Below are 16,509 nucleotides of genomic sequence, written 5' to 3'. Positions count from 1 at the left end.
ATGCGGCGTAAACGCCTTATCCGGCTTACAAAACTCGTGTACCCCTGCAATTCCGCACCACGCAAAAGCTTGTCCTGCTACCCGAGCACGAGACTGAGCAACGGGTACGGTCGCCCAAGATCGTCCACCTCTGTACGTCCCGTCACGCTGAATCCCATCTTCTTATAGAATCCAACCGCTTGCTCATTCTGTTCGTTAACGTTAGTTGTTAACGTGGAACTCATTGATAAAGCATGTTCAATCAGCAGCTTACCAACGCCACTACCACGCACATCCGGATCGACAAACAAGGCATCTATATGCTGATCGGTCAGGAGCATAAAGGCGACTGGCTCATCCTGCCCTGTCACTGCAACCCATAGAGGGGCTTCTGGTAAAAATGAACGTACCAGCTCCTCCAGCTCAATTCGATAATCCGCAGAGAGGAAATGGTGCGTGGCATCTACTGAGCGACACCAAATAGAAACTAACTTGTCTCCTTCGTCCTGGCGCGAACGACGAATGGTAATGGTCATAGCATTCTCCTTTTTTCTTTACTGCACTATTCTACAGCAAGGAGCCGTGAAACTTTCTCAACTTGAGGATGCAGGCTCGACATTCGCATGATTCCTGGGTATCTTCAGCTGTCTGGATGTCTAAACGTTTAAACGTATGTAGTGAGGTTATCAGGTTATGCCAATTCGCGTGCAGGACGAGCTACCCGCCGTCAATTTCTTGCGTGAGGAAAACGTCTTTGTCATGACGACCTCCCGCGCTTCCGGTCAGGAAATTCGTCCACTGAAGGTGCTCATCCTTAACCTGATGCCGAAGAAGATTGAAACGGAAAACCAGTTCCTGCGTTTATTGTCTAACTCACCGCTACAGGTAGATGTTCAGCTATTGCGCATCGATGCCCGCGAGTCACGCAACACCCCAACGGAGCATCTGAATAACTTTTACTGTAATTTCGAGGATATCTGCGATCAGAACTTTGATGGACTGATTGTTACAGGGGCACCGCTGGGTCTGGTTGAGTTTAATGACGTGGCTTACTGGCCGCAGATTAAGCAAGTGCTTGAATGGGCAAAAGATCACGTTACCTCGACGCTGTTTGTCTGTTGGGCGGTGCAAGCCGCATTGAATATCCTTTATGGCATTCCCAAGCAAACCCGCACGGACAAACTCTCCGGCGTGTATGAGCATCATATTCTGCATCCTCATGCGTTGCTGACGCGCGGATTTGATGACGCATTTTTGGCCCCTCATTCGCGCTATGCCGATTTCCCTGCCGCACTTATCCGCGACTATACCGATCTCGAGATTTTTGCCGAGACGGAAGAGGGCGATGCCTATCTGTTCGCCAGTAAAGATAAACGTATTGCCTTTGTGACGGGTCATCCGGAGTATGACGCGCACACGCTTGGTAGCGAATATTTTCGTGACGTTGAAGCGGGCTTATCCCCGGAAGTACCCTATAACTACTTCCCGAAAGATGACCCGCAAAACAAACCGCGGGCAACCTGGCGTAGCCATGGCAATCTGTTGTTTACCAACTGGCTCAACTATTACGTCTACCAGATCACGCCATATGATCTGCGTCACATGAATCCAACGCTGGATTAATCTTCTGTAGCAGACGATCCTTAAGCGTTTCAGCATGTTGAATCAGGCACCTTCGGGTGCCTTTTTTATTTCCGAAACGCACCTCACTGTGTAATTAAATTTTATTTATATTGTTATCAATAGGTTAATGGATAATTAAATTAAAAATGGAAATTGTTTTTGATTTTGAAATTTAAATGAGTAGTCTTAGTTGTGCTGAACGAAAACCGCACAACGATCCTTCGTTCGCATTGGGGATGTGTTTGGATCACTGACGAGGAACTACGCAATGAATCAACAGGCAACGACAACCGATGAACTGGTCTTCACCAGGCCGCGTGGCGAACAGGAACAGCAAATTCTGACCGGGGAAGCGGTGGAGTTTCTGACTGAACTGGTGACAAGATTTACGCCTAAGCGGAATAAGCTTCTGGCTGCGCGGATCCAGCAGCAGCAGGATATTGATAACGGTAAGTTGCCTGATTTTATTTCGGAAACAGCTTCCATTCGTGAGGGTGACTGGAAAATTCGCGGTATTCCTGATGATTTACTGGATCGCCGCGTAGAGATTACCGGCCCGGTTGAGCGCAAGATGGTCATCAACGCGCTGAACGCGAACGTCAAAGTCTTTATGGCTGACTTTGAAGATTCGCTGGCCCCTGAGTGGAGCAAAGTTATCGACGGGCAGATCAACCTGCGCGATGCGGTCAATGGCACCATTAGTTACACCAACGAAGCGGGTAAAATTTATCAACTCAAACCCAATCCAGCTTTATTGGTGTGTCGTGTGCGTGGTCTGCATCTGCCGGAAAAACACGTCACCTGGCGTGGCGAATCCATTCCGGGCAGCCTGTTCGATTTTGCACTCTACTTCTTCCACAACTACAAAGCGTTGCTGGCAAAAGGCAGTGGCCCGTATTTCTATCTGCCAAAAACGCAGGCCTGGCAAGAAGCAGCCTGGTGGAGTGAAGTGTTCAGCTATGCAGAGGACCGCTTTAATCTGCCGCGCGGCACCATCAAAGCGACCCTGCTGATTGAAACATTGCCCGCTGTTTTCCAGATGGACGAAATTCTGCACGCGTTGCGTGACCATATTGTGGGCCTGAACTGTGGCCGCTGGGATTACATTTTCAGCTATATCAAAACCCTGAAGAACCACCCGGATCGCGTGCTGCCGGACCGTCAGGTAGTGACGATGGATAAGCCATTCCTCAGCGCCTACTCGCGTCTGTTGATTAAAACCTGTCACAAACGCGGCGCGTTTGCGATGGGCGGCATGGCTGCGTTCATTCCCAGTAAAGATGCCGAGCGTAACAACCAGGTTCTGACCAAGGTAAAAGCGGATAAAGCTCTGGAAGCGAATAACGGTCATGACGGTACATGGATTGCCCATCCGGGCCTGGCAGATACCGCAATGACGGTATTCAACGACGTGCTCGGAGAAAACAAAAATCAGCTGTTTGTGACGCGTGAAGAAGATGCGCCAATTACCGCTGAACAGCTGCTGGCGCCTTGTGACGGTGAGCGTACCGAAGAGGGTATGCGCGCCAACATCCGTGTCGCGGTGCAGTACATCGAGGCGTGGATCTCCGGTAACGGCTGCGTACCGATTTACGGTCTGATGGAAGATGCGGCCACCGCCGAAATCTCCCGCACCTCCATCTGGCAGTGGATCCACCACCAGAAGACGCTCAGCAACGGCAAGCCGGTGACCAAACCGCTGTTCCGCCAGATGCTGGCCGAAGAGATGTTGGTGATTCAGGACGAACTGGGCGAGCACCGCTACAGCAGCGGGCGTTTTGACGATGCCGCGTGCCTGATGGAGCAAATCACGACCTCTGATGAACTGATCGATTTCTTGACCCTGCCAGGTTACCGCCTGCTGGCTTAACTCACCACATAACAATATGGAGCATCTGCACATGAAAACCCGTACTCAACAAATCGAAGAATTACAGAAAGAGTGGACTCAACCGCGCTGGGAAGGCATCACCCGTCCGTATAGCGCGGAGGATGTGGTGAAATTACGTGGCTCGGTCAACCCGGAATGCACGCTGGCGCAGCTTGGCGCGGCGAAAATGTGGCGTCTGCTGCACGGTGAGTCGAAGAAAGGGTATATCAACAGCCTCGGCGCGCTGACCGGCGGCCAGGCGCTGCAACAGGCGAAAGCCGGTATTGAAGCGGTGTACCTTTCAGGCTGGCAGGTAGCGGCAGATGCTAACCTGGCCTCCAGCATGTATCCGGATCAATCGCTGTATCCGGCGAACTCCGTCCCGGCAGTGGTGGATCGGATCAACAACACTTTCCGTCGTGCGGATCAGATCCAATGGTCAAGCGGTATTGAGCCGAACGATCCGCGCTACGTGGATTACTTCCTGCCGATCGTTGCTGATGCGGAAGCGGGCTTTGGCGGGGTTCTGAACGCGTTTGAACTGATGAAATCGATGATTGAGGCTGGTGCAGCAGCCGTTCACTTCGAAGATCAGCTCGCATCAGTGAAAAAATGCGGTCACATGGGCGGTAAGGTGCTGGTGCCGACTCAGGAAGCTATTCAGAAACTGGTGGCTGCCCGTCTGGCTGCCGACGTCATGGGCGTGCCGACGCTGGTGATTGCGCGTACCGATGCTGACGCAGCTGATTTGATTACCTCTGACTGCGATGCCTACGACAGCGAGTTCATTACTGGCGAACGTACCTGCGAAGGCTTCTTCCGTACACATGCTGGTATTGAGCAGGCGATCAGCCGCGGTCTGGCCTACGCGCCGTATGCGGATCTGGTGTGGTGTGAAACTTCCACACCAGACCTCGAACTGGCGAAGCGCTTTGCCGATGCCATTCATGCGAAATTCCCAGGTAAACTGCTGGCCTACAACTGTTCGCCGTCGTTTAACTGGCAGAAAAATCTGGATGATAAAACCATTGCCAGCTTCCAGCAGCAGTTGTCGGACATGGGCTATAAATACCAGTTCATTACCCTGGCGGGTATTCACAGCATGTGGTTCAACATGTTCGACCTCGCGCACTCCTATGCGCAGGGTGAAGGCATGCGCCACTATGTTGAGAAGGTTCAGCAGCCAGAATTTGCGGCGGCAAAAGACGGTTATACCTTTGTGTCCCACCAGCAGGAAGTGGGTACCGGGTACTTCGATAAAGTTACCACCATCATTCAGGGCGGCGCCTCTTCCGTTACCGCGTTAACGGGTTCCACCGAAGAATCGCAGTTCTGATCAATGCCCGGTGGCGCTGCGCTTGCCGGGCCTACGAAGGGATGTAGGCCGGAAAAGCGCATGCGCCATCCGGCATGACGTTGTGCCGGATGGGGGAAATCGATGACGCGTGGCCTGGAATTACTGATTGCTCAGACTATCTTGCAAGGTTTCGACGCCCAGTACGGGCGTTTTCTGGAAGTCACCTCCGGCGCGCAGCAGCGTTTTGAACATGCCGACTGGCATGCGGTTCAGCAGGCGATGAAAAGCCGTATTCACCTTTACGATCACCATGTGGGTCTGGTGGTGGAACAGCTGCGCTGCATTACTGGCGGCAAAAGTACCGACGCGGATTTTTTGCTCCGCGTGAAAGATCATTACACCCGGCTCTTGCCGGATTATCCGCGCTTCGAGATTGCGGAGAGCTTCTTTAACTCCGTTTACTGCCGGTTATTTGACCACCGCTCGCTGACTCCCGAGCGGCTGTTTATTTTTAGCTCTCAGCCAGAGCGCCGTTTTCGCACGATCCCCCGCCCGCTGGCGAAAGACTTTTTTCCTGATACCGGCTGGGAGTGGCTGCTCACCCGCGTCCTTAGCGATCTGCCTCTGCGTCTACCGTGGCAGAATAAACATCGTGATATCCACTACATCATCGAACACCTGACCGAAACGCTGGGTGCGGATGTGTTGCCGTGCTGTCATTTACAGGTGGCGAACGAACTGTTTTATCGCAATAAGGCCGCCTGGCTGGTCGGTAAGCTGATTACCCCTTCCGGGACGCTGCCGTTTTTATTGCCAATCCACCGGACTGACGAAGGCGAACTGTTTGTCGATACCTGTCTGACCACGACGGCGGAAGCGAGCATTGTGTTTGGCTTTGCCCGTTCCTATTTTATGGTTTATGCCCCACTGCCCGCGGCGTTAGTGGAGTGGCTGCGCGAGATCCTGCCCGGTAAAACCACCGCTGAATTGTATATGGCGATTGGCTGTCAGAAACATGCGAAGACTGAAAGCTACCGCGAGTATCTGCTCTATCTCGCTGATTGCGATGAGCAATTTATCGAAGCGCCGGGGATCCGCGGCATGGTGATGCTGGTGTTTACCCTACCGGGCTTCGACCGGGTGTTTAAAATCATCAAAGACAAATTTGCGCCGCAAAAGGAGATGTCCGCCGCGCACGTCCGCGCCTGCTACCAGCTGGTGAAAGAGCACGACCGCGTCGGGCGCATGGCCGATACCCAGGAGTTTGAAAACTTTGTACTGGATAAACGGCAAATCGACCCGGCGCTGATGGCCCTGCTGCTACAGGAAGCGCCGGAAAAAATTACCGATCTCGGCGATCAGATTGTTATTCGCCATCTGTATATCGAACGGCGCATGGTGCCGCTGAATATCTGGCTGGAGCAGGTCGAAGGCCAGCAGCTGCGCGACGCGATAGAAGAGTACGGCAACGCCATTCGTCAGCTGGCCGCCGCCAATATTTTCCCGGGAGATATGCTGTTTAAGAACTTTGGCGTTACCCGCCACGGGCGCGTGGTGTTCTACGACTACGATGAAATTTGCTATATGACGGAGGTGAATTTCCGCCATATCCCACCGCCGCGCTACCCAGAGGATGAGATGAGCGCTGAACCGTGGTACAGCGTGTCGCCGGGGGATGTCTTCCCGGAAGAGTTTCGTCACTGGCTATGTGCCGACCCGCGCATCGGGCCGCTGTTTGAGGAGATGCACGCCGACCTGTTCAGCGCCGACTACTGGCGAGGGCTGCAAACGCGGATCCGTGAAGGGCACGTGGAAGATGTTTACGCTTACCGTCGTCGGCAGCGGTTTAGCGTACGTTATGAAACCGACCGTCGGCCAGATAAGGCCTTTGCGCCGCCATCCGACAATGTACGCCGCGCCTGATGGCGCTGCGCTTATCATGTTAACAAATCAGTCCCAACCCTTGCTTATCTAAACCCGCCGTACGCCAGCGTGACTTCTTTCGCTGCTTTGATCGCCATTGCGCCAAACTCGGTCACGCGGTCATCGGTAATACGTGAAATTGGCCCGGAAATGGAGATGGCGGCGAACGGCTCACGGTGTTCATCATAAATGCACGACGCCACGCAGCGCAGGCCCAGCGCGTGTTCTTCATCATCAAAGGAATAGCCGCGCTTACGCGTCTGCGCCAAATCCTCTTTCAGATGGACCGGCGACACCAGCGTGGCATGGGTATACGCGTGCAGCCCTTTGCGGTGCAGCAGGCCGGTAACCTGTTCTTCACTCAATTGAGATAAAAATGCCTTGCCCGCGCCGGAGGCGTGCATCGGCAGCTTGCCGCCGATAGGCGCAGACATGCGCATCAACTGGGTGCACTGCACCTGGTCGATAATAATGGCCTGATGGTCGCTTTGATCCAGTACGGCGAGGTTTACCGTCTCACCCGAATCTTCCATTAGTTTGCGCAGAATAGGGTGCACAATCGCCAGCAGATTGCGGCTTTGCAAAAAGCTGCTGCCGACAATAAACGCATGCGCGCCCACGGCCCAGTGGCCTAATTCGCCCACCTGGCGGACAAAACCCTGCTGCTGCATGGTGGTCAGCAGACGATGAGTCGTGGAGTTGGGCAGACCGGCCTGCTGCGCCAGCTCGGTTAGCGCCACGCTGCCGTTGGATTCCGCAATCCACTCCAGTAGCTTCAGACCCCGGGTCAAAGACTGAACCTGCCCGGTTGCAGGCGTAGTGGCAGCGGCGGGTTTTCTACCGCGTTTAGCGGGGACAGGGGCAACCATGGCGGACTCCTTTTCTGTATCGTGGAAATCATTTTCGTTTTATTCGATTATAATGCAAGAATTCCTGTACTGATCGGATGAGTGAAGCTGAACATGTCTCATGTTGGCCGTTGTTCTCTTTTCCGCCTCTCAGGTTTGTGCCAGTATGACCTGTTGAGTTTTTTTCGGTCTGGTTGAGCGTTGTCGGGAGCGAGTGTGAGCAGCAAAGTAGAACAATTACGTCAGCAGTTAAATGAACGTATTCTGGTGCTGGACGGCGGGATGGGCACCATGATCCAGGGATATCGTCTGAGCGAAGAGGATTTCCGCGGCGAGCGCTTCGCCGACTGGCCCTGCGACCTGAAGGGCAACAACGACCTGCTGGTGCTCAGCAAGCCGGAGGTGATTGCCGCGATCCATAACGCCTACTTTGAGGCGGGCGCGGATATCATCGAAACCAACACCTTTAACTCCACGACTATCGCCATGGCGGATTACCAGATGGAATCCCTGTCGGCGGAAATCAACTTTGCGGCAGCTAAACTGGCGCGCGCTTGCGCAGATGAGTGGACGGCACGCACGCCGGAAAAACCGCGCTATGTCGCGGGCGTGCTTGGTCCAACCAACCGTACGGCCTCTATCTCACCCGACGTCAACGACCCGGCATACCGCAACATTACCTTTGACCAGCTGGTGGCTGCCTATCGCGAATCCACCAAAGCGCTGGTGGAAGGCGGCAGTGACCTGATTCTGATTGAAACCGTCTTCGATACCCTCAATGCTAAAGCCGCTATTTTCGCGGTAAAAACCGAGTTCGAAGCGCTGGGCATTGAGCTGCCGATAATGCTTTCCGGCACCATTACCGACGCCTCCGGGCGTACGCTTTCCGGGCAGACCACCGAAGCGTTCTATAACTCATTGCGCCACGCCGATGCGCTGACCTTCGGTCTGAACTGCGCCTTAGGCCCGGATGAACTGCGCCAGTACGTGCAGGAGCTGTCACGGATTGCCGAATGCTACGTTACCGCGCACCCGAACGCCGGGCTGCCGAACGCCTTCGGCGAGTACGACCTCGACGCCGACACCATGGCGACACAGATTCGCGAATGGGCCGAGGCCGGTTTCCTCAATGTGGTTGGCGGCTGTTGCGGCACCACGCCGGAACATATCGCCGCGATGAGCCGGGCGGTAGAAGGTTTACCGCCGCGCAAGTTGCCTGAAATCCCGGTGGCCTGCCGGCTGTCCGGCCTTGAACCGCTGAACATTGGCGACGATAGCCTGTTTGTTAACGTCGGCGAACGTACCAACGTCACCGGCTCAGCGAAATTTAAGCGTCTGATCAAAGAAGAGAAATACAGCGAAGCGCTGGACGTCGCCCGCCAGCAGGTGGAAAGCGGCGCGCAGATTATCGACATCAACATGGATGAGGGGATGCTCGACGCCGAAGCGGCGATGGTGCGCTTCCTCAACCTGATTGCTGGCGAGCCGGACATTGCCCGCGTGCCAATTATGATCGACTCCTCCAAATGGGAAGTCATCGAAAAAGGGCTGAAGTGCATTCAGGGTAAAGGCATCGTTAACTCCATCTCGATGAAAGAGGGGGTGGAGACCTTTATCCATCACGCGAAGCTGCTGCGTCGCTACGGTGCTGCGGTGGTGGTGATGGCTTTTGACGAGCAGGGCCAGGCCGATACCCGCGCGCGTAAAATCGAGATTTGCCGCCGGGCGTACAAAATTCTCACCGAAGAGGTGGGTTTTCCGCCGGAAGACATCATCTTCGACCCGAATATTTTCGCCGTCGCCACCGGTATTGAAGAGCACAACAACTACGCGCAGGACTTTATCGGCGCCTGTGAGGACATCAAACGCGAGCTGCCGCACGCGCTGATTTCCGGCGGCGTGTCTAACGTTTCCTTCTCGTTCCGCGGCAACGACCCGGTACGTGAAGCTATCCACGCGGTATTCCTCTACTATGCGATTCGCAATGGGATGGACATGGGCATCGTCAACGCCGGACAGCTGGCTATCTATGACGACCTGCCCGCCGAGCTGCGCGACGCGGTCGAGGATGTGATCCTCAACCGACGTGAAGATGGTACCGAGCGTCTGCTGGAGCTGGCGGAGAAATATCGCGGCAGTAAAACCGACGACACCGCGAACGCCCAGATGGCGGAGTGGCGTAGTTGGGACGTGAAAAAGCGCCTTGAATACTCGCTGGTGAAAGGCATTACCGAATTTATCGAGCTCGACACAGAAGAAGCGCGCCAGCAGGCCGAACGCCCGATTGAGGTGATCGAAGGGCCGCTGATGGACGGCATGAACGTGGTCGGCGACCTGTTCGGCGAGGGCAAAATGTTCCTGCCGCAGGTGGTGAAATCCGCCCGCGTGATGAAGCAGGCAGTGGCTTACCTCGAACCGTATATCGAAGCCAGTAAAGAGAAAGGCTCCAGCAACGGCAAGATGGTCATCGCCACCGTGAAGGGCGATGTGCACGACATTGGCAAGAACATCGTCGGCGTGGTGCTGCAGTGTAACAACTACGAAATCGTCGATCTTGGCGTGATGGTGCCCGCGGAGAAAATCCTCAGAACGGCGCGTGAAGTGAATGCCGATCTGATTGGCCTTTCCGGGCTTATCACCCCGTCGCTGGACGAAATGGTCAACGTGGCGAAAGAGATGGAGCGTCAGGGCTTCACCATCCCATTGCTGATTGGCGGCGCGACCACCTCAAAAGCGCACACTGCGGTGAAAATTGAGCAGAACTACAGCGGCCCGACGGTTTATGTGCAGAACGCCTCGCGGACCGTCGGCGTAGTCGCCGCGCTGCTCTCCGACACCCAGCGCGATGACTTTGTCGCCCGTACCCGTAAAGAGTACGAAACCGTGCGCATCCAGCATGCGCGTAAGAAACCTCGCACGCCGCCGGTAACGTTACAGGCCGCACGTGATAACGATCTTGCCTTCGACTGGGAAAGCTACACGCCGCCGGTCGCGCATCGTTTAGGCGTGCAGGAAGTCGAGGCCAGCATCGAAACGCTGCGCAATTACATCGACTGGACGCCGTTCTTTATGACCTGGTCGCTGGCCGGGAAGTATCCGCGCATCCTCGAAGATGAAGTGGTGGGCGAAGAGGCGAAACGCCTGTTCAAAGACGCCAACGACATGCTGGATAAACTCAGCGCTGAGAAGACCCTGAACCCGCGCGGCGTGGTGGGGTTGTTCCCGGCTAACCGCGTGGGTGACGATATCGAGATTTACCGTGACGAGACGCGTACGCACGTTATCAGCGTGAGTCATCACCTGCGCCAGCAGACGGAAAAAGTCGGCTTCGCCAACTACTGCCTCTCTGACTTTGTCGCGCCGAAACTGAGCGGCAAAGCGGATTACATCGGTGCTTTCGCGGTGACCGGCGGTCTGGAGGAGGATGCGCTGGCAGACGCCTTCGAAGCGCAGCATGACGACTACAACAAGATCATGGTGAAAGCCATCGCTGACCGTCTGGCGGAAGCGTTCGCGGAATATCTGCATGAGCGCGTGCGTAAAGTCTACTGGGGCTATGCGGCGAACGAGAACCTCAGTAACGAAGAGCTGATCCGCGAAAACTACCAGGGCATTCGTCCGGCACCGGGCTACCCGGCGTGCCCGGAACATACCGAAAAGGCCACCATCTGGGAGCTGCTGGACGTCGAAGCACATACCGGGATGAAGCTCACCGAATCCTTCGCCATGTGGCCTGGCGCCTCGGTTTCCGGCTGGTATTTCAGTCATCCTGACAGCAAGTATTACGCCGTGGCGCAAATTCAGCGCGATCAGGTTGAAGATTACGCCTTCCGTAAAGGCATGAGCGTGGCGGAAGTTGAACGTTGGTTAGCGCCAAACCTCGGCTACGACGCTGACTGATTCACAAAACTGTCATCTTTCTTTACAACAAACAGGGCACTCAATGAGTGCCCTGTCTCTTTCTTACGTTTAAACCCTTATACTGAAAGAACGTTCATCGGCACTGCTTGCCGGATGGCTCATTTTTGTAGGCCTGATAAGCGTAGCGTCCTCAGGCGGTATGTCATTGCGATGAACTTCAGGAACATATAACGATAAGGAGAACCTGATTCCGTGCTAACTCTGTTACACCTGCTTTCTGCTGTCTCTATGCTGGTTTGGGGCACACATATTGTGCGTACCGGCGTGATGCGCGTCTTTGGCGCCCGTTTGCGTACCGTACTCAGCCGTAGCGTTGAAAAGAAGCCGCTCGCCTTTTGTGCGGGTATCGGCGTGACGGCGCTGGTACAAAGCAGCAACGCCACCACCATGCTGGTGACCTCATTTGTCGCCCAGGATCTCGTGGCGCTTACCCCGGCGCTGGTCATTGTGCTGGGCGCCGACGTGGGGACCGCGCTGATGGCGCGTATCCTGACTTTCGATCTCTCATGGCTATCGCCACTGCTGATTTTCATCGGCGTGATCTTTTTTCTCGGGCGTAAGCAGTCCCGCGTGGGGCAACTGGGGCGGGTTGGCATCGGGCTGGGGTTGATTTTACTGGCGCTGGAGCTGATTGTGCAGGCGGTCACGCCGATAACCCAGGCTAACGGCGTACTGGTTATCTTCGCCTCGCTGACCGGCGATATTATGCTGGATGCGCTGATTGGCGCCATGTTTGCGGTTATCAGCTACTCCAGCCTGGCGGCGGTTTTGCTGACGGCAACCCTGACCGCTGCCAGCATTATCTCGTTCCCGGTGGCGTTGTGCCTGGTGATTGGCGCCAACCTTGGCTCCGGCCTGCTGGCGATGCTCAACAATAGCGCGGCTAATGCAGCTGCCCGTCGCGTGGCGCTTGGCAGCCTGCTGTTTAAGCTGGTGGGGAGTCTGATTATCCTGCCGTTTGTTCATCCGTTGGCGAATCTTATGGATGAACTGCCGCTGCCGAAATCTGAGCTGGTCATTTATTTCCATGTCTTCTACAACCTGGTACGTTGCATAGCTATGGTGCCGTTCGCCGAACCGATGGCACGTTTTTGTAAACGTATTATCCGTGATGAGCCGGAACTGGACGCCCACCTGAAGCCTAAGCATCTGGACATCAGCGCACTGGATACCCCAACTCTGGCCCTGGCCAATGCCGCCCGTGAAGCCCTGCGTATTGGCGATGCGATGGAGCAGATGATGGACGGGCTAAAGAAGGTGATGCACGGCGAGCCGCGTGAAGAGAAAGAGTTGCGCAGGATGGCGGACGATATCAACGTACTGTACACGGCGATTAAGCTCTATCTGGCGAGGATGCCAAAGGATGAACTGGCAGAAGAAGAGTCGCGCCGTTGGGCTGAGATTATCGAAATGTCGCTCAACCTTGAACAGGCTTCGGATATTGTTGAGCGTATGGGCAGCGAGATTGCCGACAAGTCGCTGGCAGCGCGTCGGGCATTCTCTGTCGAAGGGCTGAAAGAACTTGATGCACTGTACGATCAACTGCTCAGTAATCTGCAACTGGCGATGTCGGTATTCTTCTCTGGCGACGTGACCAGCGCCCGTCGTCTGCGCCGCAGCAAGCACCGTTTCCGCATCCTTAACCGTCGTTATTCGCATGCGCACGTGGATCGTCTGCATCAGCAGAACGTGCAGAGCATTGAGACCAGTTCCCTGCACCTGGCGTTGCTGGGTGATATGCAGCGTCTGAACTCGCTATTTTGCTCTGTGGCTTACAGTGTGCTGGAACAGCCGGATGAAGACGACGAGCGCGAGTACTAACGAGGACAGGTGAAATGTTGCCCGGTGGCGCTGATGCTTACCGGGCCTACGGATAACCGTCAATGTTGTCGTCTACTTTGATGCCGGATAAGGCGAAGCCACCATCCGGCATCAGACAACAAACCAACTAAAAGCAGTGACCCGCCTCAACGGAAACCGCTTCTTCGCCCGCTTTAAAGATATAGGTGGTGTTTGGGCCGCCAAGCACGGATTGACCGTTGCTCACTTTGATCCAGTTCCCTTCCGGCAGACCAATCACCGTCAGTTCCGGTGCCACAACCAACAGCTCGCGAATACGCTGTTCACGCGTTTCGCCTTTATGGCCTTCCGGCAGCGCGTTGGTGAAGTGCGGGTTAATCTGCAGCGGGAAAAGACCCAGCGCATCAAAGCCTTTTGGATCGACAATCGGCATGTCGTTGGTGGTGCGGATGGTCTGGCAGGCAAGGTTGGAACCCGCGCTCCAGCCGATGTACAGCGCACCGCGTTTGACGACATCGACAATCGGCGCCAGCAGGCCGCGCTCGCGGCTCTCTTTCAGCAACTGGAAGGTGTTACCCCCGCCGACAATCACCAGTTCGGCGTTTTCAATGGCTGCAATCGGATCGGCAACGGTATGAATGCCAGTAACGTTAACGCCCATTGGCGCAAAGATGGCTGCCGTTTTCGCCGTGTACTCATCCCAGGTTTGCGTCACGCCGGCAAATGGAATAAACACCGCAGTGCGGCGACCGTTCAGTTGCTCTGCGATCAGCGGCAGCGCATGTTCCATCCAGCCTTTGCCCGGCAGCGTCGAGTTACTCAATAAAAGCAGTTCCATCATTTCTCCATGTAATCAGAAAATTACAAACCGCGGTAATGCTACCACTATCGATCTAACGCCTTCCTGATATGGCTCACGATGTTGGAAGGGGGAGATAGAAGCTGAGACTATTTTTTAAGTGTCAATTATTTTTCTCCTCCAGAGAGCGCAGATGATTTCAAAATTAATATATATGATTTACCATATGTGTTATCTAAAAGGAACGGAGAGGAAAATGCTACAACCTGTTCAGCTTTTCAAAATCCTGTCGGATGAAACACGGCTCGCCATTGTCATGCTTCTGCGGGAGTCCGGAGAACTGTGCGTGTGCGATATCTGTGCAGCTACCGCCGAATCACAGCCAAAAATATCACGCCATATGGCTATCCTTCGCGAGTCTGGGCTAGTTCTGGATCGTCGGGAAGGCAAATGGATTCACTATCGTCTGTCACCTCATATTCCTGCGTGGGCCGCTGAGACAATCACGACGTCCTGGCAGTGCCTTCGGGAAGATGTGCGGGAATGGTTGGCAAAGTCGGCCTGCACCTCTTGCTGAGGAAGGAAAACATATTCACATAATCATATATAATGGGGTTTGAAATGTTTTTGGCAGGGAGTATATTTTTACTGACGCTGGTACTGGTGATCTGGCAGCCCAGAGGCCTGAGTATTGGCTGGAGCGCGAGTATCGGAGCTGCGTTGGCGCTGGGAACCGGAGTCATTCATATCGCTGATATTCCCGTTGTCTGGAATATCGTCTGGAACGCGACAGCGGCATTTATTGCGGTCATCATCATCAGTCTGCTGCTCGATGAGTCCGGTTTCTTTGAATGGGCCGCACTGCACGTCTCCCGCTGGGGTAATGGACGTGGCCGCCTTTTGTTTACGTGGATAGTCTTGCTTGGGGCCGCTGTTGCTGCGTTGTTTGCCAATGACGGCGCTGCACTGATCCTGACGCCGATTGTAATTGCGATGCTGCTCGCACTGGGATTCAGCCAGGGCACGACATTGGCCTTTGTTATGGCCGCAGGATTTATTGCAGATACGGCCAGCCTGCCGCTCATTGTTTCTAACCTGGTGAACATCGTCTCGGCGGACTTTTTCGGTCTGGGCTTTACGCAGTATGCCTCCGTTATGATCCCCGTAGATGTGGCAGCGATTGCGGCCACGCTGGTCATGCTTCATCTCTTCTTCCGCAGGGACATTCCGGCGAAGTATGACGTTTCTCTGCTGAAGACGCCCGCCAGTGTGATAAAGGATCCGGCAACGTTCAAGGCGGGCTGGATTGTCCTGTTATTGCTGCTTGTCGGTTTCTTTGTGCTGGAGCCTCTGGGGATCCCGGTCAGTGCGATAGCGGCTACTGGCGCAGCAGTACTGTTTATAGTGGCGAAAAGAGGTCATGCCATCAACACCGGAAAAGTCCTGCGCGGTGCGCCATGGCAGATCGTTATTTTTTCGCTGGGCATGTACCTGGTAGTCTATGGCCTGCGCAATGCAGGGCTCACGGAGTATCTGTCTGACGTGCTGAACCTGCTGGCAGAAAAGGGGCTATGGGCAGCAACGTTCGGCACCGGTTTCCTGACCGCGTTCCTGTCATCGGTGATGAATAATATGCCGACGGTACTGATTGGCGCGCTGTCGATTGACGGGAGTACGGCGACAGGCATCGTCAAAGAGGCAATGATTTATGCCAATGTGATTGGCTGCGATTTAGGTCCGAAAATCACTCCCATTGGCAGTCTGGCAACCCTGCTTTGGCTGCATGTGCTTGCTCAGAAAAATATAATGATTACCTGGGGATATTACTTCCGCACCGGCATTATCATGACTCTGCCCGTGCTGTTTGTCACTTTGGCCGCGCTGGCGTTGCGGCTCTCCCTCACTTTGTAATGAGATACAGATATGAGCAACATTACCATCTATCACAACCCTGCCTGCGGCACTTCTCGTAACACGCTGGAGATGATCCGTAACAGCGGCAACGAACCGACGATAATTTATTATCTCGATACGCCACCGACCCGTGATGAGCTGATTAAACTTATTTCAGAAATGGGAATTACGGTGCGTGCATTACTGCGTAAGAATGTTGAGCCTTACGAACACCTGGGTCTTGATGAAGAGAAATTTAGTGATGAGCAGTTGATTGATTTCATGCTTCAACATCCGATCCTGATTAATCGGCCGGTAGTCGTTACGCCGCTCGGCACTCGTCTTTGTCGCCCTTCAGAAATAGTGTTGGATATTCTGCCGGAAGGTCAGAAAGGAACGTTTACCAAAGAGGATGGCGAGAAGGTCATTGACAAAACGGGGAAGCGGGTTAAGTAATCGGCCCACTTAAAAATATTGGACGCCTGTTAACGTTATGCGGGCGTCCGACTCACCCAGTACGTCCGCTCTGTGCCCAGGCTGTGTGAAAACTACTGAT

General features: G+C 54.5%; 12 protein-coding genes. 9 read left to right on the top strand and 3 right to left on the bottom strand.

Features of this window, described 5'->3' with window-relative positions; translation table 11 throughout:
* Positions 1 to 77: 77 nt before the first annotated feature.
* Complete coding sequence (locus tag FDX11_RS00950) at positions 78 to 515, bottom strand: acetyltransferase (RefSeq protein ID WP_137397303.1); 438 nt, start codon at positions 513 to 515, stop codon at positions 78 to 80.
* 157 nt (positions 516 to 672) lie between these two features.
* Between FDX11_RS00950 and metA the strand changes: the two genes are divergently transcribed.
* The 4 genes from metA to aceK all read left to right on the top strand — a co-directional run bounded on the left by metA (position 673) and on the right by aceK (position 6,692).
* Positions 673 to 1,602 (top strand): homoserine O-succinyltransferase, encoded by a 930-nt coding sequence (metA, locus tag FDX11_RS00945; RefSeq protein ID WP_042313076.1) that lies wholly within the window; start codon positions 673 to 675, stop codon positions 1,600 to 1,602.
* Positions 1,603 to 1,870: 268 nt separating this feature from the next.
* Complete coding sequence (gene aceB / locus FDX11_RS00940; protein ID WP_137397302.1) at positions 1,871 to 3,472, top strand: malate synthase A; 1,602 nt, start codon at positions 1,871 to 1,873, stop codon at positions 3,470 to 3,472.
* Between the two features lie 31 nt (positions 3,473 to 3,503).
* Positions 3,504 to 4,808, top strand: a complete 1,305-nt coding sequence (aceA, locus tag FDX11_RS00935) for an isocitrate lyase (protein WP_042313073.1) — start codon at positions 3,504 to 3,506, stop codon at positions 4,806 to 4,808.
* Between the two features lie 102 nt (positions 4,809 to 4,910).
* Positions 4,911 to 6,692 (top strand): bifunctional isocitrate dehydrogenase kinase/phosphatase, encoded by a 1,782-nt coding sequence (gene aceK, locus FDX11_RS00930; protein ID WP_137397301.1) that lies wholly within the window; start codon positions 4,911 to 4,913, stop codon positions 6,690 to 6,692.
* A gap of 44 nt (positions 6,693 to 6,736) precedes the next feature.
* Here aceK and iclR read toward each other — a convergent pair whose 3' ends face one another.
* Positions 6,737 to 7,561 carry a glyoxylate bypass operon transcriptional repressor IclR gene (gene iclR / locus FDX11_RS00925; protein ID WP_038636184.1) on the bottom strand — a complete coding sequence of 275 codons (825 nt, stop codon included), beginning with the start codon at positions 7,559 to 7,561 and terminating at the stop codon, positions 6,737 to 6,739.
* A gap of 195 nt (positions 7,562 to 7,756) precedes the next feature.
* On the opposite strand from iclR, the gene metH reads away from it, so the two are divergent.
* The gene (gene metH / locus FDX11_RS00920; RefSeq protein ID WP_079225685.1) at positions 7,757 to 11,440 is read left to right on the top strand and encodes a methionine synthase; all 3,684 of its coding nucleotides are present in this window, start codon (positions 7,757 to 7,759) and stop codon (positions 11,438 to 11,440) included.
* 213 nt (positions 11,441 to 11,653) lie between these two features.
* Complete coding sequence (locus FDX11_RS00915) at positions 11,654 to 13,282, top strand: Na/Pi cotransporter family protein (protein ID WP_137397300.1); 1,629 nt, start codon at positions 11,654 to 11,656, stop codon at positions 13,280 to 13,282.
* A gap of 127 nt (positions 13,283 to 13,409) precedes the next feature.
* On the opposite strand, the gene pepE is transcribed toward FDX11_RS00915, so the two are convergent.
* The gene (pepE, locus tag FDX11_RS00910; protein WP_042313066.1) at positions 13,410 to 14,099 is read right to left on the bottom strand and encodes a dipeptidase PepE; all 690 of its coding nucleotides are present in this window, start codon (positions 14,097 to 14,099) and stop codon (positions 13,410 to 13,412) included.
* 217 nt (positions 14,100 to 14,316) lie between these two features.
* On the opposite strand from pepE, the gene FDX11_RS00905 reads away from it, so the two are divergent.
* The 3 genes from FDX11_RS00905 to arsC are packed head-to-tail and all read left to right on the top strand — an operon-like array spanning position 14,317 to position 16,409.
* Positions 14,317 to 14,637, top strand: a complete 321-nt coding sequence (locus FDX11_RS00905) for a transcriptional regulator (protein ID WP_038636209.1) — start codon at positions 14,317 to 14,319, stop codon at positions 14,635 to 14,637.
* A gap of 44 nt (positions 14,638 to 14,681) precedes the next feature.
* Positions 14,682 to 15,971, top strand: a complete 1,290-nt coding sequence (locus tag FDX11_RS00900; RefSeq protein ID WP_137397299.1) for an arsenic transporter — start codon at positions 14,682 to 14,684, stop codon at positions 15,969 to 15,971.
* 12 nt (positions 15,972 to 15,983) lie between these two features.
* Positions 15,984 to 16,409 carry a glutaredoxin-dependent arsenate reductase gene (arsC, locus tag FDX11_RS00895; RefSeq protein ID WP_137397298.1) on the top strand — a complete coding sequence of 142 codons (426 nt, stop codon included), beginning with the start codon at positions 15,984 to 15,986 and terminating at the stop codon, positions 16,407 to 16,409.
* The last annotated feature ends 100 nt before the right edge of the window (positions 16,410 to 16,509 follow it).

Origin of the sequence: Citrobacter sp. wls714 (assembly GCF_005281025.1) — a bacterium.
Classification (GTDB): Bacteria; Pseudomonadota; Gammaproteobacteria; order Enterobacterales; family Enterobacteriaceae; genus Citrobacter; species Citrobacter werkmanii.
This window is presented reverse-complemented; position numbering and strand designations above follow the sequence as displayed.